This window comes from Actinomyces graevenitzii C83 (assembly GCF_000239695.1).
GTDB classification, from domain to species: domain Bacteria; phylum Actinomycetota; class Actinomycetes; order Actinomycetales; family Actinomycetaceae; genus Actinomyces; species Actinomyces graevenitzii.
The window spans coordinates 826,843-848,085 of sequence record NZ_JH470338.1; the positions used below are offsets into that span (position 1 = coordinate 826,843).

General features: G+C 58.8%; 16 protein-coding genes. 6 read left to right on the top strand and 10 right to left on the bottom strand.

Annotated elements, in window-relative coordinates; all coding sequences use genetic code 11:
- Positions 1-65: 65 nt before the first annotated feature.
- The 5 genes from mutM to coaD form a co-directional block, all read right to left on the bottom strand.
- Complete coding sequence (mutM, locus tag HMPREF0045_RS03620; RefSeq protein ID WP_005985619.1) at positions 66-959, bottom strand: bifunctional DNA-formamidopyrimidine glycosylase/DNA-(apurinic or apyrimidinic site) lyase; 894 nt, start codon at positions 957-959, stop codon at positions 66-68.
- The gene (gene rnc / locus HMPREF0045_RS03625) at positions 959-1,786 is read right to left on the bottom strand and encodes a ribonuclease III (protein WP_005985621.1); all 828 of its coding nucleotides are present in this window, start codon (positions 1,784-1,786) and stop codon (positions 959-961) included. Before rnc ends, mutM begins: the two co-directional genes overlap by 1 nt.
- A complete protein-coding gene (locus tag HMPREF0045_RS03630; RefSeq protein ID WP_005985623.1) occupies positions 1,786-2,331 on the bottom strand; it encodes a YceD family protein in 546 nt (181 codons plus the stop codon). Before HMPREF0045_RS03630 ends, rnc begins: the two co-directional genes overlap by 1 nt.
- 64 nt (positions 2,332-2,395) lie before the next feature.
- Positions 2,396-2,980 (bottom strand): hypothetical protein, encoded by a 585-nt coding sequence (locus HMPREF0045_RS03635; RefSeq protein WP_005985624.1) that lies wholly within the window; start codon positions 2,978-2,980, stop codon positions 2,396-2,398.
- 10 nt (positions 2,981-2,990) lie between these two features.
- Entirely contained in the window at positions 2,991-3,461 is a 471-nt protein-coding gene (coaD, locus tag HMPREF0045_RS03640; protein WP_005985625.1) for a pantetheine-phosphate adenylyltransferase, read from the bottom strand.
- 63 nt (positions 3,462-3,524) lie between these two features.
- On the opposite strand from coaD, the gene rsmD reads away from it, so the two are divergent.
- Entirely contained in the window at positions 3,525-4,085 is a 561-nt protein-coding gene (gene rsmD / locus HMPREF0045_RS03645; protein WP_005985626.1) for a 16S rRNA (guanine(966)-N(2))-methyltransferase RsmD, read from the top strand.
- Positions 4,086-4,113: 28 nt separating this feature from the next.
- On the opposite strand, the gene HMPREF0045_RS03650 is transcribed toward rsmD, so the two are convergent.
- Both HMPREF0045_RS03650 and HMPREF0045_RS03655 read right to left on the bottom strand, forming a co-directional pair.
- Positions 4,114-6,375, bottom strand: coding sequence for an ATP-dependent DNA helicase RecG (locus HMPREF0045_RS03650; protein ID WP_005985627.1), 2,262 nt, complete (start codon positions 6,373-6,375; stop codon positions 4,114-4,116).
- A complete protein-coding gene (locus tag HMPREF0045_RS03655; protein WP_005985628.1) occupies positions 6,375-8,120 on the bottom strand; it encodes a DAK2 domain-containing protein in 1,746 nt (581 codons plus the stop codon). The genes HMPREF0045_RS03650 and HMPREF0045_RS03655 overlap by 1 nt, the downstream gene beginning before the upstream one ends.
- 209 nt (positions 8,121-8,329) lie before the next feature.
- Between HMPREF0045_RS03655 and rpmB the strand changes: the two genes are divergently transcribed.
- The 5 genes from rpmB (at position 8,330) to HMPREF0045_RS03675 (ending at position 17,024) form a co-directional block, all read left to right on the top strand.
- Positions 8,330-8,521, top strand: a complete 192-nt coding sequence (gene rpmB, locus HMPREF0045_RS10010) for a 50S ribosomal protein L28 (protein WP_003785965.1) — start codon at positions 8,330-8,332, stop codon at positions 8,519-8,521.
- Positions 8,522-8,627: 106 nt separating this feature from the next.
- The gene (locus HMPREF0045_RS03660) at positions 8,628-10,655 is read left to right on the top strand and encodes an alpha-1,4-glucan--maltose-1-phosphate maltosyltransferase (protein WP_155813085.1); all 2,028 of its coding nucleotides are present in this window, start codon (positions 8,628-8,630) and stop codon (positions 10,653-10,655) included.
- 9 nt (positions 10,656-10,664) lie between these two features.
- Positions 10,665-12,107 (top strand): phosphotransferase, encoded by a 1,443-nt coding sequence (locus HMPREF0045_RS03665; RefSeq protein ID WP_005985641.1) that lies wholly within the window; start codon positions 10,665-10,667, stop codon positions 12,105-12,107.
- Entirely contained in the window at positions 12,104-14,317 is a 2,214-nt protein-coding gene (gene glgB / locus HMPREF0045_RS03670; RefSeq protein WP_005985643.1) for a 1,4-alpha-glucan branching protein GlgB, read from the top strand. Before HMPREF0045_RS03665 ends, glgB begins: the two co-directional genes overlap by 4 nt.
- Positions 14,318-14,654: 337 nt before the next feature.
- On the top strand, positions 14,655-17,024 hold the full coding sequence (locus HMPREF0045_RS03675) for a glycogen/starch/alpha-glucan phosphorylase (RefSeq protein WP_005985644.1): 2,370 nt from the start codon (positions 14,655-14,657) through the stop codon (positions 17,022-17,024).
- 182 nt (positions 17,025-17,206) lie between these two features.
- On the opposite strand, the gene HMPREF0045_RS03680 is transcribed toward HMPREF0045_RS03675, so the two are convergent.
- From HMPREF0045_RS03680 to HMPREF0045_RS09525, 3 genes are read right to left on the bottom strand one after another with little or no spacing between them, the layout of a single operon-like run.
- Positions 17,207-18,136 carry a tetratricopeptide repeat protein gene (locus HMPREF0045_RS03680; RefSeq protein ID WP_005985646.1) on the bottom strand — a complete coding sequence of 310 codons (930 nt, stop codon included), beginning with the start codon at positions 18,134-18,136 and terminating at the stop codon, positions 17,207-17,209.
- Positions 18,137-18,147: 11 nt separating this feature from the next.
- On the bottom strand, positions 18,148-19,161 hold the full coding sequence (locus HMPREF0045_RS03685) for a hypothetical protein (RefSeq protein WP_005985647.1): 1,014 nt from the start codon (positions 19,159-19,161) through the stop codon (positions 18,148-18,150).
- 1 nt (position 19,162) lies between these two features.
- On the bottom strand, positions 19,163-21,088 hold the full coding sequence (locus HMPREF0045_RS09525) for a hypothetical protein (protein WP_005985649.1): 1,926 nt from the start codon (positions 21,086-21,088) through the stop codon (positions 19,163-19,165).
- Positions 21,089-21,243: the final 155 nt, after the last annotated feature.

Sequence of the window (21,243 nt, forward strand, 5' to 3'; positions counted from 1 at the left end):
CAATGGGCCCTAGTCCTATAATCAAAAACTTGTAAAACTATAGGAAATTTTTATAACGCGGTGTTTTAACCTTGTTTATTGCGCTGACAATTGGGGCAGCGTACATGTGAACGCCCGCCAATAACCTCTTTGCGTAGTAGCCGCCCACAACGCGAACAGGGCTGCCCTTCACGTCCATAGACCTCTAGCGACCTAGCAAAGTATCCAGCTTCTCCTTCAGTATTTACATATAAAGCATCAAAACTGGTGCCGCCTTGAGCTAAAGCGCGTTGCATAACTTCGCCGGTGCTTTGCAGTAAAAGTTTTAACTTGGCTTTGCTCAGTGAACTACCCGGCCGGGCGCCGGCAATACGTGCAGCCCATAAAGCTTCATCAGCATAAATGTTGCCGATTCCCGATATAACACCTTGATCTAAAAGCTGGGTCTTTATAGCTCGACTAGAGGCCTGCAAGCGGCCAATTACCTGGGCTTTATCAAGATAGGGATCTAAAACATCGCGAGCCACATGAGTGTCAGTTACCGGAATGGCATTTAACTGACTGCCGCAGCCACCTGGAAAACCATCACTAGTGGGCACCATATCCACCACCGCCAAGCCGCCAAACATGCGCTGATCAACGTGGTGCAGCACGGTGGAGCCTTCCAGCCTTAAACGCACCCGCAAATGGCGGTGATTGAAATGCTCAGCCTCTAGCCCACTATGGACCAGCAGCTGCCCACTCATACCCAGGTGGGCGGTCAGGGCGGCGCCGTCGTCGAGAACTAGCCATAAAAACTTGCCGCGACGCACCGCCGCCTGCACCTGACGACCCACCAACTGATCAACAAATGAGGCCGGTCCCCCCACATGCCTGCGCAGCGGGCGGCTATCTAGCACCTCAACCTCTGTGAAATGCAGCCCCACCAGGTGCTTTTCTAGCCCCCGGCGCACTACCTCAACTTCAGGAAGCTCAGGCATTAATCGTCAGTGGCGTTAGCGGGCACGCCTCCTAGCAGGCTGCCGTGAGCCTGGTCGGCGGCCAAAGCCTCATTAACCCCGGGCAGGGCCAAGCCGGCGTCGCCCTTTTCAGCTAAAAGCCGGGCATAAGCAGACTCAGCGGCCACCAGCTCCGCAGCCTTCTTCGAGGAGCCCTCCCCGCTGCCCAGCTCATGGTCACCCACGCGGGCGCAGGCCCTAAAGCGACGCGAGTGGTCAGGCCCAAAGCCCTCAACCTCGTAGTTAGGCGCACCCAAGCCGTGCGCATTACACAGCTCCAGCAGCGAAGTCTTCCAGTCCATAGCGCCCCCACGCACCTGGGCGCGGTTAAGGAAACCAGAGACCAAAACCTGCACTACCGGGCGGGTAGCGTTAAAACCGTGAGTTAGGTAGGTGGCGCCAATCATGGCCTCAACCGTGTCAGACAGGATTGAAGCTTTTTCACGCCCACCGGTAATGGCCTCACCATTACCCAGCAAAATGAACTCACCCAGACCTAGCTGCTGGGCAATCTGCGCCAAAGCTGGCTCAGAGACGGTAGCTGAACGCATTTTGGCCAACTGTCCCTCGCTCACGCCTGGAAAGCGCGTATATAGCTCCTCAGTCACCACCAGGCCCAGCACCGAGTCACCCAGAAACTCTAGGCGCTCATTGGTGGGCAAACCGCCCTGCTCATGGGCCCAAGAGCGGTGGGTGAGGGCCAGTTCTAACAGCTCAGGGTCAATTTTGATACCCCAGCGGTTAAGCAGCACCTCACGGTCAGTGCGAGCGGCGGGGGCTTTTACCCGAGACTTACTTTTGCGAACCATCATTCTTCCTCTAGCAATGAGCGCAGTGCAGACCAGCGCGGATCTAGGATCTCGTGGTGATGGTCGGCAGGTAGATCAGCTAGACGCTGTCCACATTCTTGACATAGCCCTGGGCAGTCATCGCTGCACAGGGGCTGGAAGGGCAGCTTTAAAACCAGGGCGTCACGCAGTACCGGCTCTAAATCCACGCTGTCCTCATCTGAGATGGTCAGCAGCTCATCGGCGTCTTCTGTCTCGCTGTCTTCAGTTAGCTTGGCAGCTACTTCCGGCAGGAAAAACATCTCTGAGAAGTCAATGTCTTGCTCATAGCTGATCTCATCGAGGCAGCGGCCGCATTCGCCGGCAATCTGTACCTGGGCACTGCCGCTAACCAGTACGCCGTCGGTCATGGAGGTCAGTGTGGCCTGCATCCGCACAGGGGAGCCTGGCTTAGCGCCAATCATGGCGTTACCCAGATCTGCCGGGGCCGGCACAGTTAGCTCTACTTCTTTTACGGAACCTGCCTGGTGAGGTAGATCACGCAGGGAAATTACAAAGTCATTCATGTTTGCCTCCAGTAGTTATGCAATGGGCAAAGTTTTTGGCAAGGGGCGTCGCCTGGGGTAACCGTTAGGAGGGGTCAACTGACCAGCCCATATTGCGACGGCGCGTCACCGAAGGGTCCTGCCAGGTCTGGCTTGCCGGGGTTTCGGGGTTACGACGTCGCTCCAGCTCAGAGCGTCCAGCCATAGTCTGGTGCAGCAACTTTTCTAGAGTCTGCTGCAAGGAAGCCAGGTGGGCATCTGAATAGTTTTCCGCACCCGCGCGCATCCCGGCGGCCTTATCTTCAGCCTGGGCCACAATCTCATCGGCGCGCTCATGGGCGCGACGCACAATATTCTCGCCAGAGATAAGCCGCTCAGCTTCTTCATGGGCATGCTCAATTAGCGCCTCAGACTGGCGGTGACCGTCAGCGACTATAGCCTTGGCGCGCTCACGGGCCTGGTTAATAATCTCGTCTTCCTGCTCCAGGATTTTGCGGGCATCTTGGATAGACAGCGGTAAATGCTGGCGTACCTGGAACAGTAGGTCAGAAAATTCTTCACGGTTTACCAGCACCGAGGCGCCCATGGGCATCGGGCGAGCCTGTTCCAGAGCGCGCTCAAGCTTGCTCAGGTACTTTAGGACATCTGCCCCACGCTCATTTTCAGACACTGCGCCTCCTTCAAGATTTAAGGGCCGTGGCAACTACTGACGGCACAAGTGAGTCAATGTTACCGCCGTAGCTGGCCACATCTTTCACTAGTGAAGACGAGATATGCCCCATGCCGGGGGCAGCGGGTAAAAATACCGTCTCCACTCCACCTAGCTGTGTGTTTATAAAGGCCATAGGCGCTTCACTATCTAAATCGCTGCCGTTACGTAGCCCTTTAACAATAGCAACCGCCCCGATTTGCTCAGCGTAGCTGGCCACTAGGCCGTGCAGGGCCACTACTTTAACGTTTTGCAGGTGGCTTAACGACGCCGTCGCTAAGCGCACTCTTTGCTCATCACTAAAGTGGTAACGCCCGCGCTTATCACGGTTTTGCGCCACAGCCACTACTACCTGGTCAAAAATTTTGGCAGCCCTGCTAACAATATCGACGTGTCCATTAGTTATTGGGTCAAAGGAGCCGGGGTAGAGAGCTGTGCGCATGTACTAAGCCTAATGCCAGCTGCAACTTTAGCCGCTGCGAGCGCGCCGTAATAGGCTTTAAGTATGAGCAGAATCGTGGCCGGCAGCGTAGGTGGGGCCCCCTTACGTGTGCCCTCTTCAGGTACTCGCCCTACTTCTGAGCGGGTGCGCGAGGCCCTGTTTTCTAAACTTGAGACCTATCAGGTGCTGCAAGGTGGGCGGGTAGTTGACTTATGCGCGGGCTCTGGGGCCTTGGGGCTGGAGGCTGCTAGCCGTGGCGCTAGCGAGGTGGCCCTGGTTGACTATGCGCGCGGGGCGGTTAAGGCCTGTCAGGATAATGTGCGCCGGCTGGGTTTGCGCGGGGTGCGCGTGGTTATGGCTAAGGCGCAGGCCTATACTGCGGGGCCGGCTGGTAGCCCGGTGGATTTAGTGTTTTTTGATCCGCCCTATGACATGAGTGAGGCTAGCGTCAGTGAGGTTCTTGCTCCGCTGGTGCGCAGCCAGGACCCGTGGCTGCAGCCGCACTCGGTGGTGGTGGTGGAGCGTTCTACGCGCTCACCGGAGCCGACTTGGCCGGCAGGGATGCATAGTTTTACCGATAAGAAATACGGTGAAACTCGCCTGTGGTTTGCCGAGTTGGATTAGGGCCAGTTCCGTTTACTAGGACTTTTAACTAGGACTTTTCTAGGAAGGCCTGCGAGTCTTCATCTAGGCGCCGGGCCAGCACTTGGGCTAGGGCCGGCGCCTGCTCTAGCTGTGGATCGGCCTTAACTATTTGCCAGGCGTCTTGGCGGGCTTGCTCAATTACTTTGACGTGTTCACTGTCAGTTACTTGCAGTAGGTCTAGGTTGCGTTTGCGCCCTGACTGGCTTGAGCCCAGTACATCGCCTTCGCTACGTAGGCGTAGATCGGCTTCGGCTAGTTCGAATCCGTTGGTGGTGGAGGCGAAAGCTTTGAGGCGGTGGAAGGCGGGTGAGCCTACCTGCGCGCCGGTGACTGCCATGCATATGGCGGGTTTGTCGGCGCGCCCCACCCGTCCGCGTAGCTGGTGCAGTTGGGATAGGCCAAAGCGTTCGGCGTCTAGGATCACCATCATGGTGGCGTCTGAAACGTCCACCCCTACCTCCACTACGGTGGTGGTTACTAATAGTGGGGTGGTGCCTTGGATGAAGTTACTGAGGGAGTTTTCTTTTTCGACGCCGTCCATGCGCCCGGTGAGGGTACCAATAGAGATGCCAGCTAGTTCTGGTTCTTTGGCTAGGCGCTGTGCCCAGTCATTTACGGAAGCTAGGGACGCGTCTGAAGTTTCACTGTCAATGCTGGGGCACACCACGAATACGCGTCCGCCTCCAGCTATTTCTTGGGCAGCGCGGCGCCATAAGGCTTGCACCCAGGCTTGTCTTTCCCAGGGCACTAGGTGGGTGGTTACCTGGGTGCGCCCGGCTGGTAGCCCTTCTAAAACTGAGATTTCTAGATCACCAAAGACGGTCATGGCCACGGTGCGGGGAATGGGTGTGGCTGTCATAACCAGTAGGTGCGGGGTGGTGTGAGCGCCGCTTGGGTCAAGTGAGCCGCGTTCACGCAGCACATTACGCTGGGCCACCCCAAAGCGGTGCTGTTCATCGATAACTACCAGCCCCAAACCAGGCAGCTGGACAGTGTCTGAAAGTAGGGCGTGGGTGCCTACCACTATGGCGCTTTCACCACTGGCCAGTTTGGCTAGCACTGCGCGTTTAGCGGGCACGCTCATAGAGGCGGTTAGCAAATAGATTTTGTCTGCGGCGCCTACTTCTAGCCCCGGCAACGCCGCTAAGCCACTGCCTTGGGCACCTTTGCTTTCTTTAGCACCTTGCGCCGCGCCAATTGGGCCCACCTGGCTAAGTAGGCGTTTTAGGGAGCTTACATGCTGGGCTGCTAGCACTTCAGTGGGGGCCAGTAGGGCGCACTGACCACCTTGACCTAGCACTTGGGCCATTGCGCGCAGGGCCACCACGGTTTTACCGGCGCCCACATCACCTTGCAGCAGACGCTGCATGGGCACGGTCTTGTTCAGATCCTGGGCGATCTGCTCACCCACCTGCACTTGGGAGGTGGTTAGTTCAAAAGGCAAATGCGCGTCAATCTGGCTACGCAGCGAGTCTGCCTTAGGCACCGGCCAGGCAATGGCGTGTTCTCGAGCCAATACATCAGCGCGGTGGCTGGCTAAAGCCACCTGGGTGAGTAAAGCCTGGTTGTAGCGCAGGCGTGAGCGCGCCCGCACCCACTGGCTGCTATCTGCCGGCCCATGCACCTGTCGGTAGGCTTCAAGCAGACCAAGTAGACGGCGTCTAGCCAATATTTTCTTTGGCACATACTCGGGCACATCCGTATCGCGAAGCTGATCAAGCACCATGCGCACAGCCTTAGCCAGGCGCCAACTAGGCAAGGCTTCACTAGCGCGATAAATCGGGATAGGCCGGGCCATCAGGGCTTGACGCTCAGTTTCACTTAGCTCATCAAGTACCTGGAACTTGGCACCGGTTAGCTGCAAGCGTCCGCCACGAAACTTGGTTTTACCGGCGAAAATTGCGGTGGTATCAGGCTGAAGTTGGCGAGCGTAGTTGCTTAGCTGGTAGTGGGCTCCGAACATCACCACTTCCATCTCCATCAGCCCGTCAGTAACTAGGGCCTGTAAAATTGCTGGTGGCCGCCCGGACATGGTGCGCCTAACCTGGGCGTGAATTACCTGCACCTGTACGGTTACCTCTTCATCGGCAACCAGCTGGCCTAAAGAGCTCAGCTGCCCCCAGGTTTCGTAGCGTTTAGGCAGATAGTCCAGCAAATCCCAGCCGGTATGTAGATCCAGCTTAGCTAGGGCGGTGGCGGTGCGTTTACCCAGCAACCGCTCCAGGGGCCGCTCTAGCAGGCCAGGGGCCCTCTCACTGGCCGGTGTCATTAAAATCCTTCCAAGCCCACCAGCACCTGGTCTAAATCTTGGTGCGAGGCGTAGATATTTATGTCCAGGTCTTCGTCTATGCCCATATCTTGGGCTTTTTGTACGACGGCGTCGCGGATTAAGGGGGCCACGTCGCTATCGGCCAGGGCACCGACTAAAACCGTAACTGTCACGGTCCACTCCCCCAGCGCCTCAGCCACCGCCAGGGCGATGCGTTCGGCGTCGACCCCACTAAATTCAAGCACCCGCATACGCACCGCCGTCACCCAGGCGGTACGTTCCATCAAAGCCAGCTTGGCAGCCTCGTCTACATCTGAGCTGTTTTCCAGTTCAGCCAGGCCCAAAGCCATGGCGGTGACAAACATTGCCACCTCGTTAGAGGTGTCAGCGACCTTCAGGCGGGTCAGGGCTTCAACGCCGCCGGCAGATTTACTGGCGTAATCACCAGCCACCAGTACGTCGTCGCCAAGATTACTGTCATCTAAAGCCCACACAGCGGCGCGTGAAGTGAGCGAGCGGGAAGCTGCGTGGGCCGCCGAGATTGAGGCCTCATCGCAAGGTAGTACAAAAGCATTGGGGTTTTGAATATCGCCTGCTGCCCGCACGATTGCGTCAGAGTCTGGCTCTAGTACCACCACAGCCCCAGCCCGCGCCAAAGGCACGATTAGTCCCGGGGCGCGTGTGCAGGCAATTACCCCGATCTCGTTTTGGACTTTACGGGCCGCTTTTGAGGGGCGCTTAGCACTAAAGCGTTCCAGGGGAATCACATTTGAGCCGCCCCGAGCGTTAAAACCGTAAGGGTTTGTGGGCGGCTCGGTGTGGCTAGAGCGCAGGCGGCGAATACAGACCTGGCGGGCCTTACCGTAAGGAGGTAGGGCCGCGCGCGGGTTGTCGGTGTGCACATGCACGTGGAACAAACCCATATTGAGGCTGTCGACCGCCCCCACCACGGCCACACTGTCACCTATTTCTCCCAGCCCCTTGCGTAGTCGCTCAGCTTGGAAAGCGGTGGCGTTCCACAGGTACATCACCTCAAACTCACCCGAGCGGCCCGAAACCCGCTTATGGGAAGTGTTGTTTTGAGATAGGTCAGTGAGCATATTTACAGCCGTACCGGTCAGATCCCCCTGCGGGTTAAATACGTCTGCCAGCGCCGTCATAATCAGCATGATGGCCCCGGCTCCCGCATCAACTGGGCCGTGACCAATACCAACCGTTTCCACCACTGCCTCTTGGGCCCCAAAAGCGGCGGTGGCAGTGATTTCCTCCAGGGTTGGGCGCGCTGAATTATCTAACGTGTCAGCGCCCGCCTGGGCAGCTGAACGCATGGCACTAATGAAAGTGCCCTCCACCGGGTGGGAGACTGCTTTTACGGCTCCACGCGCCATGGCCTGCAAGGCGGCCACCAACTCCACTGGACGCAGCCCTTGGCTGGGAGCTTTTTGGGCACTTTCGCTAAAAGCAAGTAAACACTGGGCCAAAATCATCCCAGAGTTACCCCGCGCCCCCAGCACCGCTCCCGCTGAGGCCACTGCGGCGGCGTCGGCAAAATCAATCACATCAGCTTGAGTTAACGCGCGGGCCGCCCCAGCCAAAGTATGAGTAACATTTGCACCAGTATCACTATCTGCAACCGGGAACTCATTTAGCGTATTTAGCAGCTCACCGTAGCGCACGCAGGCAGCATGAGCATGGACCAGCCAACTGTGGAGCTGTTCAATACCCAGGTGTTCAGGCGCAGACATAGAACTAATTTTGCCGTGTTAACCTAGCTAGAGGCTACCCGGACGCAAGCTGTGCCTCAGACCATAGCTGTAAAGTTTGAGCATAGGGGCAAAATAACGCTACACTGTTCGGGTTGCCTGAGGCGGTTTGCCTGAGGTACATGACCTTGCGCCAGGCCGGGTTTGCCGAGTCTAGGCGTTTTCAAGTTGAAGATCAGGAGTGAGACACCGTGGCTGCTGTTTGCGACGTCTGCGGCAAGGGCCCCATCTTCGGCAAGAGCGTCTCGCACTCCCACGTGCGGACCAACCGCCGGTGGAACCCCAACATTCAGCGAGTTCGTGCTCTCGTTAATGGCGCCCCTAAGCGTCTAAACGTGTGCACTTCTTGCCTCAAGGCCGGCAAGGTTACCCGCAACATCTGAGCGCGTAGCTAAGGCTTTAAAGTATGGCTCTATCCCTTTGGGATGGGGCCATTATTTTTTAATATTGCAGGTGGCAATGCTTCGTGAGCTAGGTTACTGTAGTGACATGACAGCTACGCCACGCCCTGCCGAATTTTCTTTTATCGGTCGTATTCCTGTAACTGAAGTATTTCCCGTCATTGAAGATGGGCGCTGGCCTACAAAGGCTGTTGTAGGCGAAACCATTCCGATTCGCGCCACAGTTTTCCGTGAAGGCCACGATGCTTTTGCCGCCACCGCCATTTTGGTGCGCCCTGACGGCACTGATGGCCCGCGCGCCAACATGTACGAAATCGCCATGGGCCTTAACCGCTACGAGGCCCGCCTAACCCCCGACGAGCCCGGCGCTTGGAGCTTTAGGGTTGAGGGCTGGTCTGACCCCTACGCCACCTGGAAGCATGACGCCACACTCAAGGTGCACGCCGGCGTCGACGTCGAACTAATGCTGGAAGAAGGCGCCCGCCTGCTGCTACGCGCAGCCGAGGTGCCCACCCGCAGCAAGGGTGGCGTCAACACCCTCAACTACGCCGCCTCCGTACTACGCGACACCTCGCGCAACCCCTACGAGCGTCTAGATGCCGGCCTAAACATCTCAGTACAAAACGAGCTGGCTGCCCTACCGCTACGCGACATGGTTTCCCCCTCTGCCACCTACCCGCTACAGGTGGACCGCCAGCGGGCCCTATTCGGTTCCTGGTATGAGATCTTCCCGCGCTCACTGGGCGCTTACTTCGACGGCGAAAAGTGGGTTTCAGGTACTTTGGCTAGCGCCACCCAGCAGTTGGACCGCATTGCCGCCATGGGCTTTGACGTGCTCTACCTGACCCCGGTCTCCCCCATTGGCTACACCAACCGTAAGGGTAAGAACAACACCCTCACCGCCCTTGAAGGCGACCCGGGCTCCCCCTACGGCATTGGTTCCGACGCCGGTGGGCACGACGCCATCCACCCCGACCTGGGTACTTTTGCTGACTTTGACGCGCTGGTAGAGCGTGCCGGACAGCTGGGCATGGAAGTAGCCCTAGACCTGGCTCTACAGTGCTCTCCCGACCACCCCTGGGTGAAGGAACACCCTGAATGGTTCACGGTATTGGCAGACGGTTCAATTGCTTACGCTGAAAACCCGCCTAAGAAGTATCAGGACATTTACCCGCTTAACTTCGACAATGACCCTGAGGGTATTTACCAGGCAATTTATGACGTAGTAGTTACCTGGATTAACCACGGGGTAAAGATTTTCCGCGTGGATAACCCCCACACTAAGCCGCTACCTTTCTGGCAGAGGCTAATTAAGCAGATCGGCGAGGAATACCCCGACGTATTCTTCCTGGCGGAGGCTTTCACTAAGCCCGCCATGATGCGCACCTTGGGCATGATCGGCTTCCAGCAGTCCTACACCTACTACGCCTGGCGTAACGCCAAGTGGGAGCTAGAGCAGTACCTGCACGAGCTCAGCCACGACACCGCCCACGTGCTACGTCCGGCCTTCTGGCCCACCACTCACGACATCCTGACCCCGTTCATGAGCTGGGGTAAGGAGGGCGCCTTCAAGCTGCGTGCAGTGCTAGCGGCTACACTCAGCCCCACCTGGGGTATCTACAGCGGCTATGAGCTGGCCGAGTCGGTACCGCGTCCGGGCTATGAGGAGCAGATCGACAACGAGAAGTATGAGTACAAGCCCCGTGACTTCGAGGCGGCCCGTGGTAACGGTATTGAGCAGCTACTAACTGATCTAAACCGAATCCGCCACCAGCACCCGGCTTTGGCTCAGCTGCGTGACATCACCTTCCACACCACCACCAACGATTCTCTGATCGCCTACTCCAAGCGGGTACGCGCTGAGGAGTCTTTGGATGGCCGTGAGGACATTGTGCTCACTGTGGTTAACCTTGACCCCTACAACACGGTTGAGGGTGAAGTGCTGCTGAACCTGCCTGCCGTGGGTCTGCCCGGCAACGCTGATGGCTCACGCCCGGTAGTTAAGGCCGTCGATGAGCTAAACGGCGGCGAGTACTACTGGTCCGGTTCTAACTACGTGCGCCTAGACCCTCACGAGGGTCGTTTCGCCCACGTATTTAACATCACCCGCCTCTGACGATCAGTGATGAGTGCCCCAGCCTGGCCCGAAGCGACGCAGCTAGCTAACCTGCTGCGTCCAGTTTTGGCTACCCAGCGCTGGGGCACCTTACTGCCTGACAATGTCCAGGTAAGTTTTGAGGTGCTTGACTCAGGCGACACCTTACGTTGGTATTTCTTCTTACTTGACGACGGCGCTGCCCTGAGTGTGCCCATCAAGCTGGCTTGGCAGGCGCCCACTAGTGGCTGGCAGGCAAGCTTTGAGTGCGACGGCCGCCTAGCTTGGCTAGGCGAGGCCTGTACTTTGGATGCCACCTGGCAGGCTTTAACCGGCCTTAAGGTGAGCGTGATTGATGACAGCGCCCGTGAGCAGTCCAACACCTCCGTGGTGCTCTCCACCGCGCAGGGAAAAGTTATCGCTAAAGTACTGCGCCGCCTATACCCAGGCGCTAACCGCGAGTGTCTCTTCGCCCGGGCCCTGGCTGATTTCGACGCCGCCCCTACGCTGGTGCTAGCCCCCACCTTGGCCTGGCCCTTTGCGCCGTCGACGGTTGAGGCGAGCACAAGCCAGACAGTCCCTAACGCGGAGGCACTAACTACGCCGCCTGCCGCGCCGCAAGTAGTAGTGGCTGTGGGGCACCAATTTATTGCTGGGGCTCGCGATGGCTTTGCCTACTACGTAGAGCAGCTACGCCAAGCCCTGCCCGGGCAGCCGCTTAGCCTGGCAGTGCCTGAGCAGCTGGGTAAATTAACTGCGCAAATGCACGTTTGCCTGGCACGTAGCTTGGGCACACAGAGCCAGACTAACTACGCCACCCTATCTCGCCAGCGTTTAGCTGCGCTAACTGAGCAACTGCAGACGCTACTGGCAACCAGCCTGCTTGACCCTGAGCAAACTAGCCGCGCTCGCACCCTGAGCCAGCAGCTAGAAACTGTGCTAGAGCCGCTACTGGCTGAAATTAACCAGGCCGTGACTTTGCAAGCCATTCACGGCGACTACCACCTAGGCCAACTACTGGTATCTGGGACCGACTCGCCCAACGACTTACGCTCCCCCAACTGGTATGTGGTTGATTTTGAAGGCGAGCCGCTACGCACCGATACTGAACAGCCATCGCTAGCTCCCTTAGAACGGGATCTCGCTTCTATGGCTCGCTCTTTTAGCTATGCCTTAGCTACTGCTGGCATAAGTGAGCACAGTTGCGATGCTTTGGTGAGAAAATTCTTTATGGCTTACCGCCAAGAAATTGCCGGTCTAGCCTGCATGCATGTTCCTGCTACCCACCCTTTAGCGCAGCCGGGAACGACTGCCGTCCAAGACCAGGTCTTGACAGTGGAGCTGCTGTTAAAGACCGTTTATGAGCTCGTCTATGAGCTCACGCACCGCCCGACATGGGCCCACATTCCCCTGGATGACCTGGGACGAATGGTGACGCACACAACCCAAAAACATGGGAGGATATGTTTATGAGTGACAACACAGCGCATGACGCCCTAGCACTAGCGGTACCTGTTGAATCCTGGGTACTTAGCGACGTTGCTTACGGGCGCCACTACAACCCCCATGAGGTCCTAGGCGGCCACCCCGGCGAGCACGGCGTTACCATCCGTACCGTGCGCCACCTGGCCGACGCCGTCGAGATCGTAACCGAAAACGGAACCTACCCGGCCGTCCACGAGCAGGACGGCATCTGGCTAGCGGTTCTGCCTGGCAACGAGGTGCCTGACTACCGCGTTAAGGCCACCTATGGTGACCAGGTAGTCGACGGCGATGACCCCTACCGTTTCCTGCCCACCCTAGGTGACATTGACACCTACCTGATCGGCGAAGGCCGCCACGAAGAACTGTGGAAGGTACTGGGTGCTCACATCAAGCACTTCTCCGGCCCGATGGGTGAAGTTAGCGGTGTGGCCTTCTCAGTTTGGGCCCCCAACGCCCGCGCCGTGCGCGTGGTTGGTGACTTCAACTACTGGGATGGCAGCGCCACTGCTATGCGTTCGCTAGGTGCCTGCGGTGTATGGGAGCTGTTCGTGCCCGGCGTCGGCATCGGTGCCCGCTACAAGTTCGAAATCTGCCACCGTGACGGCACTTGGAAGCAGAAGGCTGACCCGCTAGCTCGCGCCACTGAAATTCCCCCGGCCACCGCCTCGGTAGTTACCGACGAGTTCCACCAGTGGCAGGACCAGGAGTGGATGGAGCAGCGCCCCCAGCGCGACCCGCACAACTCCCCCATGAGCATCTACGAAGTACACGTAGGCTCTTGGCGTCAAGGCCTGGGCTACCGTGGCCTAGCTGACGAGCTGATCCCCTACCTGAAGGAAACCGGCTTCACCCACGTGGAGTTCATGCCGGTAGCTGAGCACCCCTTCGGTGGTTCTTGGGGTTACCAGGTTTCCTCCTACTACGCCCCCACCGCCCGTTTCGGTACCCCCGACGACTTCCGCTACCTGGTAGACCAGCTACACCAGGCCGGCATCGGGGTAATCCTAGACTGGGTACCGGCCCACTTCCCCAAGGATGACTTCGCCCTGGCTCGCTTCGACGGCACCCCGCTGTACGAAGACCCCGACCCGCTACGTGGCGAGCACCCCGACTGGGGTACCTACGTGTTCAACTTCGGCCGTCGCGAGGTGCGCAACTTCCTGGTTGCCAACGCCCTGTACTGGCTAGAAGAGTTCCACGTAGATGGCCTGCGCGTAGACGCTGTGGCTTCCATGCTTTACCTGGACTACTCGCGTAACGACGGCCAGTGGCGCCCCAACCAGTACGGCGGGCGCGAAAACCTCGAGGCCATCAGCTTCCTACAGGAAGCCAACGCCACCGCTTACCGCAAGCACCCGGGCATTGTTATGTGCGCTGAGGAATCCACCGCCTGGCCGGGCGTTACCTCCCCCACCGAGCAAGGTGGCCTGGGCTTTGGCCTCAAGTGGAACATGGGCTGGATGAACGACACCCTGCGCTACATGGCTGAAGACCCGGTTAACCGCCGCTGGCACCACGGTGAGCTGACCTTCTCGCTGGTCTACGCCTTCTCTGAGCAGTTCATTTTGCCGCTCAGCCATGACGAGGTAGTCCACGGTAAGGGCTCACTGATCGCCAAGATGCCCGGTGACGACTGGCAAAAGCGCGCCAACCTGCGCGCCCTGTACGCTTACATGTGGTCTCACCCCGGCAAGCAGCTGCTGTTCATGGGTCAGGAGTTTGGTCAGGGCGTTGAGTGGAACGCCGACAACTCCCTGGACTGGTGGCTGCTGGAGAACCCCGACCACGCCGGTATCAAGAACCTGATCAGTGACCTCAACGCGCTGTACAAGGCCACCCCGGCACTGTGGACCGAGGACTTCACCTACCACGGCTTTGAGTGGATCAACGCTAACGACGGCGACCACAACGTCATCACCTACCTGCGTAAGGGTAAGGATGCTGAGGGCCGCAAGGACCTAATCGCCTGCATCATTAACTTCGCCGGTAACCCCCACGAGGGCTACCGTGTGGGTCTGCCCTTCCCCGGCAAGTGGGAGGAAGTGCTCAACACTGACTCTGAGGACTACGCCGGCTCTGGGGTCACCAACCCCGGCGTGCTTGAGGCTGAAGAGCTGCCCTGGGATGGCCAGAGCGCTTCGGTGCGTCTGCGCGTGCCCCCGCTGGGCGCTATCTTCCTGCGTCCGGTAGTTGACTGAGCTTAGCTCAGCATTTAACTAACCCCCTGGCTGGCGCTAACAAAACCGTTAGCGCCAGCCAGGGGCGTTTTTATGATTTGCGTTTAGTGTCCAGTTTCACTATAAGATAACTTGGGTCTAAAGGCCTATATGCAACCCCACCTAGCCCTACCAGCTGGGCATTTGCTAGGTTTGTAGCACGTTTTGTTTGGGGTCCATGGCACTAGAAAGACAGCATCACACTGAAACATCTCGACAGCGCCCAATAAGTCCCGTAAAACAGAAGTAATACCCGCTGCAGCTTGTTTGCTTTAGATGCCCTTTGGCAAGCAAGACTGCTTAGTCGAAAGCTGAGGCTATGACCGACACTTGGTCCAACGCAGTCGTTTCTCAGGTACGCGCCGTTTCTGGGCGCCCCGCTAAGGCATCCACCCCGCAGGAAGTTTGGGCGGGCCTGTCGGCCGCCGTCGTCGACCACATCGCTGACGACTGGGCATCTACCGACCGCACTTACAAGGCCGGCCGCATGGAGCACTACTTCTCCGCCGAGTTCCTAATGGGTCGCGCCCTACTAAACAACCTTTCCAACCTGGGTCTAGTTGAGCAGGCTCGCGCCTCCCTCAACGCCTTCGGCCAGAACCTATCTGAGGTCCTGGAAGAAGAGCCCGACGCCGCTCTGGGTAACGGTGGTCTAGGCCGTCTAGCCGCCTGTTTCCTAGACTCCTGCGCCACCCTAGACCTGCCCGTATATGGCTACGGTATTTTGTACCGTTACGGCCTGTTCAAGCAGCTGTTTGAAAACGGTTTCCAGACCGAGCACCCCGACTCCTGGATGGAAGAGGGCTACCCCTTCATCGTGCGTCGCCAAGAGGAACAGCGCCTAGTGTCCTACGCCGACATGACCGTGCGCGCCATTCCTTACGACATGCCCATCACCGGCTATGGCACCAAGAACGTTAACACCCTGCGCCTGTGGAAGGCCGAACCGCTAGAAGAGTTCGACTACGACGCCTTCAACTCCCAGCGCTTCACTGACGCCATTGTTGAGCGTGAGCACGTCATGGACATCTCCCGTGTGCTCTACCCCAACGACACTACCTACGAAGGTAAGGTGCTGCGCGTACGTCAGCAGTACTTCTTCTGCTCTGCTTCACTGCAGGACATCGTAGCCAACTACATTGAGAAGCACGGCAGTGACCTACGCGGTCTAAGCGACTTCAACGCCATCCAGCTCAATGACACCCACCCGGTGCTGGCTATCCCCGAGCTGATGCGTCTGCTGCTAGACGACTACAACATGGGCTGGGAAGAGGCCTGGGAGGTAGTCACCAAGACCTTCGCCTACACCAACCACACCGTGCTGGCTGAGGCCCTAGAGACCTGGGAGATGGGCATTTTCGACCGTATCTTCCCGCGTATCGCCGAGATCGTGCGTGAGATCGACCGTCGCTTCCGCCTAGAGATGGCCGAGCGCGGCCTTGACCAGGGCACCATCGACTACATGGCCCCGGTTTCCGGCGGCCGCGCCCACATGGCTTGGATCGCCTGCTACGCCTCCTACTCGATCAACGGTGTGGCCGCCCTGCACACCGAGATCCTCAAGCGCGACACCCTGGCCCAGTGGTACGCCATCTGGCCCGAGCGCTTCAACAATAAGACCAACGGTGTCACCCCGCGTCGCTGGCTCAAGCAGTGCAACCCCCGCCTAGCCGCCCTGCTGGACGAGGTAACCGGCTCTGACGAGTGGGTCAAGGACCTAAGCGTACTAAGCGAGTACACCAGCGCCGGCAACGACGACATCTACCGTCGCCTGGGCGAAATCAAGGCCGCCAACAAGGCCGACTTCGCCAACTGGATCGCTGAGCGTGAAGGCATCAAGATTGACCCTGAGGCCATCTACGACGTGCAGATTAAGCGTCTACACGAGTACAAGCGTCAGCTGCTCAACGCCTTCTACATCCTGGACCTGTACTTCCGCATGAAGCAGGACCCGAGCCTGCAGGTGCCCAAGCGCGTGTTCATCTTCGGCGCTAAGGCTGCTCCCGGTTACATCCGCGCCAAGGCCATCATCAAGCTCATCAACACCATTGCTGAGCTGGTTAACAACGACAGCGACGTAAACGAAACCATCAAGGTGGTCTTCGTTCACAACTACAACGTCTCCCCCGCCGAGCACATCATTCCTGCTGCGGACGTCTCTGAGCAGATCTCCATGGCCGGTAAGGAAGCTTCGGGCACCTCCAACATGAAGTTCATGATGAACGGTGCGCTAACCATGGGTACTCTCGACGGCGCCAACGTGGAGATCCTCGACGCCGTCGGTGACGAGAACGCCTACATCTTCGGTGCCACCGAGGACGAGCTACCCGCCCTCAAGCGCGACTACGACCCGCGCTGGCACATGGACAACGTTCCTGGCCTGCGTCGCGTGCTGGACGCCCTGGTGGATGGCACCCTGGACGACAACGGTTCGGGCTGGTTCTACGACCTGCACCGCAGCCTGCTAGAGCCCTCCTACGAGCCGGCTGACGTCTACTACGTGCTGGGTGACTTCGCTGCTTACCGCGAGGCCAAGGACCGTATGGCTCACGACCACGACGCCGACCCGCTGGGTTGGAACCGTAAGGTGTGGGTAAACATCACCCGCTCCGGCCGCTTCTCCTCTGACCGCACCATCAGCGACTACGCTCGCGAGGTGTGGAAGATCAAGGGTGAGCCGATCGCCTGATTCGCAAGCTGATTAGCTCTGCACGCTGATATATAACGTGGGGGGCCAGTTCCTAGGAACTGGCCCCCCACGTTTAGCTGGCAGTGGTTTTTATAGTGCCTCAGCATGTTTACAAAGCTAGTGGATAACAAACAACTGGGGGGCCTGCACAAAGCAGACCCCCCAGCGTTGGACTAGCTGGCTTAGTACAGCAGCGACGCTAGCGCGCGACGAGTTTTAGACACGCGCGGGTCGGTAGTGCCAATTAGTTCAAACAGCTCTAGCAGGCGCACACGGGCCTGGTCACGCTCATCGCCAGAGCTGCGACGCACAGCCTCTAGGCCACGTGCCAAGGTGCCCTCAATATCGCCCATAGCCAGGGCGGCGTCGGCCCCAGCTAGTAGCTGGCGCCAGGTAGCCTCAGGCTGGTTTGAGGCGGCTAGAGCGGCGTCTAGATCAGCCCCTTCTACGCGCTGGAGCAGCTTAACTTGCTCTAGGGCTAGACGTAGATCATCATTAGCCGGGTCGTTAACCAGAGCGTGCTCGTAGATGCTTTGTGCCTTGGCATAGTCGCCGGCCTCAATGGCTTCGCGCCCTAAACGCTGCTCCTCGGTTTCAACCGGTTCGCTTTGCGCCGCCGGAGCCGCATCTAGACGTACTCGGCCGGTTATGCCGTTAGCCTGAGCCATCTGCATAACCTGCTCAAAGATCTGCTCTAGATGCTGAGCGCTGGCCTGCCCCTGGAATAGGGGCACCGGCTGACCACCCAAGACAGCTACCACGCTGGGCACGCTTTGGGCAGCGAACAGCTCAGCAATTTTGGCGTTAGCGTCGACATCCACTCGGGCCAGCTGGAAGCGGCCCTGATAGCGGGTGGCCAGTGCCTCTAGCGCGGTGTTAACCTCAACAGAAACCTGGCTACGCGGTGACCATAGTGAAATTACTACCGGCACCTGCATGGAGCGCTTTACAGCGTCCTTAAAATTGGTGACGTCAACGTCAATCACTAATGGCGAGTCGATTACCCCGCTGTCAGCGACGCCAGGGGCAGCCCCAGCCTCACTGCCAGCCCCGCTAGCTGCACCCTTAGAGGGCGCTAGGGTGGATAGGTCAACAGCACCAAACATCGACATGGATTACTTCCTTACTTAGGCGGGTTGGAGTCGTCACGGGTCACTGAAGTGAGTACCACGCCGGTTCCCAGGGCGGTGGGCACCTTAGCTTTAGCACCCTTGGGAGGCAGGTAGAAGGCCACCATAGCCTCGTAGGTAGCCATCACTTTACTGGTGACTTCTTTATTTCCACCCATATAGGCGGCCAACTGCTCAGAGACCGTAATGGTGCTCTTGGCAGAGGTGCGCTGGTAGGTGGTGGTAAAGCTCAGTGAACCTACCGCAATAGCCCCATTGTCGCTGGTTACTAGGCCACGGAAACCGTCGTTACCAGCGCTAACGCTAACCGTGATGCTACCGGCATCCTTTACCTGGCTGGCTACAGCCCGCTCAGAGGCTACAAGCTTGCGTAGGCCATCATCGGGGAAAGCCTTACCGTTAGCCGAATCGGGCTTGTTTAGGGCCTCCACGTAGGCGGCCATGGCCTTATCGGGTGAGAACAGGAACTGGTTGGAGTCTGCCTCGATCTGGGCTGAGCCCACAGCCGGGCCGGCAGTCGCCGGGATCTTAGCGCCGGCAAATAGACGCACCCAAGCCCACATCTCATAGTTACTGCGGGCATCTTGTTGGTCTAACACCAGCAGTAGCGGCGAGTTATTTTTGCCGCTGATAGCAGAGACACTGATAGCCGTGCGCGGGAAGGTGGAGGTAGCGCCCACCGCAGACATGCGCGCATTGGTGTTTAGCGTGGCCACCGAGCCACCGCCAGCCTTAACCAGCTTGTAGTTGGCTGTGCGCAGGCGCAGCGCCGGGCCGTTTAGGTAGCCGGTTAGCTTGGCTGGGTCACGGTCTTTATCGGCGGCGGTAAGTCCAGTTTGGATGCGCTTCAAAATGGTTTCTAGACGCGTAGAGTCCAGCACTGGCTTAGCAGTGGCGTCAGCTTTAGGCGGATGCGGCTTGGGTAGCTCCTGGCCACAGGCGCTTAGGCCCAAACCGGCAGCCGTGGTTACCAGGGCCCCTAGGGCGCCGCGTCGAGTCAAATTCATCTTAGTTTTCCTCCTTGGCCACGTCTTCGCGCTGGGGCTCATCTGCCTGTTCCGGGGTGGGCGCGCTTGCCGCGTCGACGCCGGATGCACTTGCTGCGTCGACGCCGGGCGCACCTGCAGCGTCTGCGCTAGAGGCGCTAACCGTGCTGCCAGCGCTAGGGGCGCTGTCTTGCGCGGGAGCGGTGTCTACCTGAGCTTGGCCGTGGGCCGGGGTAGGCGCACTGTTTGCGCTGGAGCTGCTGGCAGCGCTCGGGGCAGAGATCACTGGCTCATTAATGGGCTCAAATATGTCCGTTGAAGCACCTGAGCGTTCCATTGCCAAGGCAGCATTACCGACAGCCGGGGTGGGGCTGGGGGCCGAAGCTGGCTCATCAAAGATACTGGAGTACCTAGGCCCAAACGGGTTAGTGCCCGGGTGCACTGCGAAGGGGTTAACTGCCGCATGTGCAGCGCTGGCGGCGCTTAGGGCAGATTCTTCAATGGGCGCCGTGGGGGCTTTGGGGGCAAAGGCAGCGCTGTTGGGCGGAGCAAACGGGCTGGCTTGCGGGGCACCGCTCACGCGGGGACCAACCGGGGCCTGCTCGGCACTGGCCGCGCTAGGGCCAGAAACTGGCGCCTGCGGGGCGCTAGGGGCACTGAAGGTGCTTTGCCCAGCCGCCGGGGTGGGGTCCGCCGCCGGGGTGGGGGCTACAGCGGGGTTAGCGCCCATAACCGGGGCGCCGCTACCGGCCGGGGTGCCACTAAACGGCGTGGCACTGCCGACCGGGGCACCATTAAACGGAGTAAACGGCGTGGCACTAAACGCAGTGCCCGGCAGATGCGGTACGGCGTCGCCTTCCTGGGGGGCCACCTGGTCTTGGGCAGCAGCCACACGGTCTACGCCCCCAGCAGCCTGAACGGCCCAGATGCCGCGTGAATCAGTAATCGGGTTAGGTGCGGCCGGGATGGTGCGGTCGGCGTCGACGTCGGCAGCGCTTTCGCTGGGCACGTCACGACGCGGGTCAATCCAGACCTTACCGGCTGCCTCAGCCTGGGCCTTTTCGCGCAGCTCCAGACGGGTCAAGGGACGGTTGGGGTCCCTGTTCAGGCGCGCGGCTGCTTCTTCTTGGCGACGACGACGACGCTGGGCATTAGCCAGCTCCTGGTGGCGCATCTGAATATCGAGCATAAAGATGAACACGCCGCCGGCTACCAGCAGACCACCTACGATCAGGCCGGGAATTAACCAGGGGGTGCTTACGCTACGCTTCCACGACAGGCTAAAAGTGGGAGCAGGTTGCTTACCGTCAGTGGCAGCCAACACTACGTAGTTAGAGGAGCTGGGGTCATAAGTGAAGGACACTGAGCCCTTACCGGTCTTGGAGGTTACCCACATATCCGAGCCGTTTAGCGAGGCCTTGGAAGCAACCGCCTTAATGCAGCCCTTAGCGTCAGGGGTGGGGGTAGCGGTGGCCTTGGCGGTTGAGGTAGCCGTGGCCTTAGCCGACGCCGTAGCGGTGGCTTTAGCAGTAGCTGCAGCAGTACCAGTTGCCTTAGCAGTGGGGGTGGCGGTGGCCTTTACGTTACAACGCTCGGTAATTGTGCGCCCCGATAGGGACTCCCAGGAGCTTAGACCGGTAACTTCCGTGTAGGGGTCGTTAGCCAGCCAGGCCTGAGCATCTTCAGAGCGAGCCAGCGCCAAGGTAACCGTAGAGTTAGCGTCTTTAGCTTTGGCAGTAATGGTGACAGTGGAGTCAACCATGTTTAGGACGCCGTCGCCAGTAACGACGTACGCCGTGGTGGCTGCCGGTTTAAGCGTGGCCACTGCTGTCTGCGAAGGACGCCAGATGGTGGCTGAGGCAACCGCCAAGATCACCGCCAACAAGCCCAAGACGATAAGCACGATGCTTAGCACTCGGGGTTTTACTAGGGAAAGAATTCTGTTCACTTAGGTTCTCCTCGGGTGAGCTCGTTCGCGCCGCGCTCTGCGGGATCTAGATATTAAAGCCGTAGCGTAGATATTCTTGCCGTCTAGCCTACACATTTGCGTGAGCTGATGCTAAGAGACAGGCTGATTTGTTTGCTTAGGGGGGAGCTGGGCAT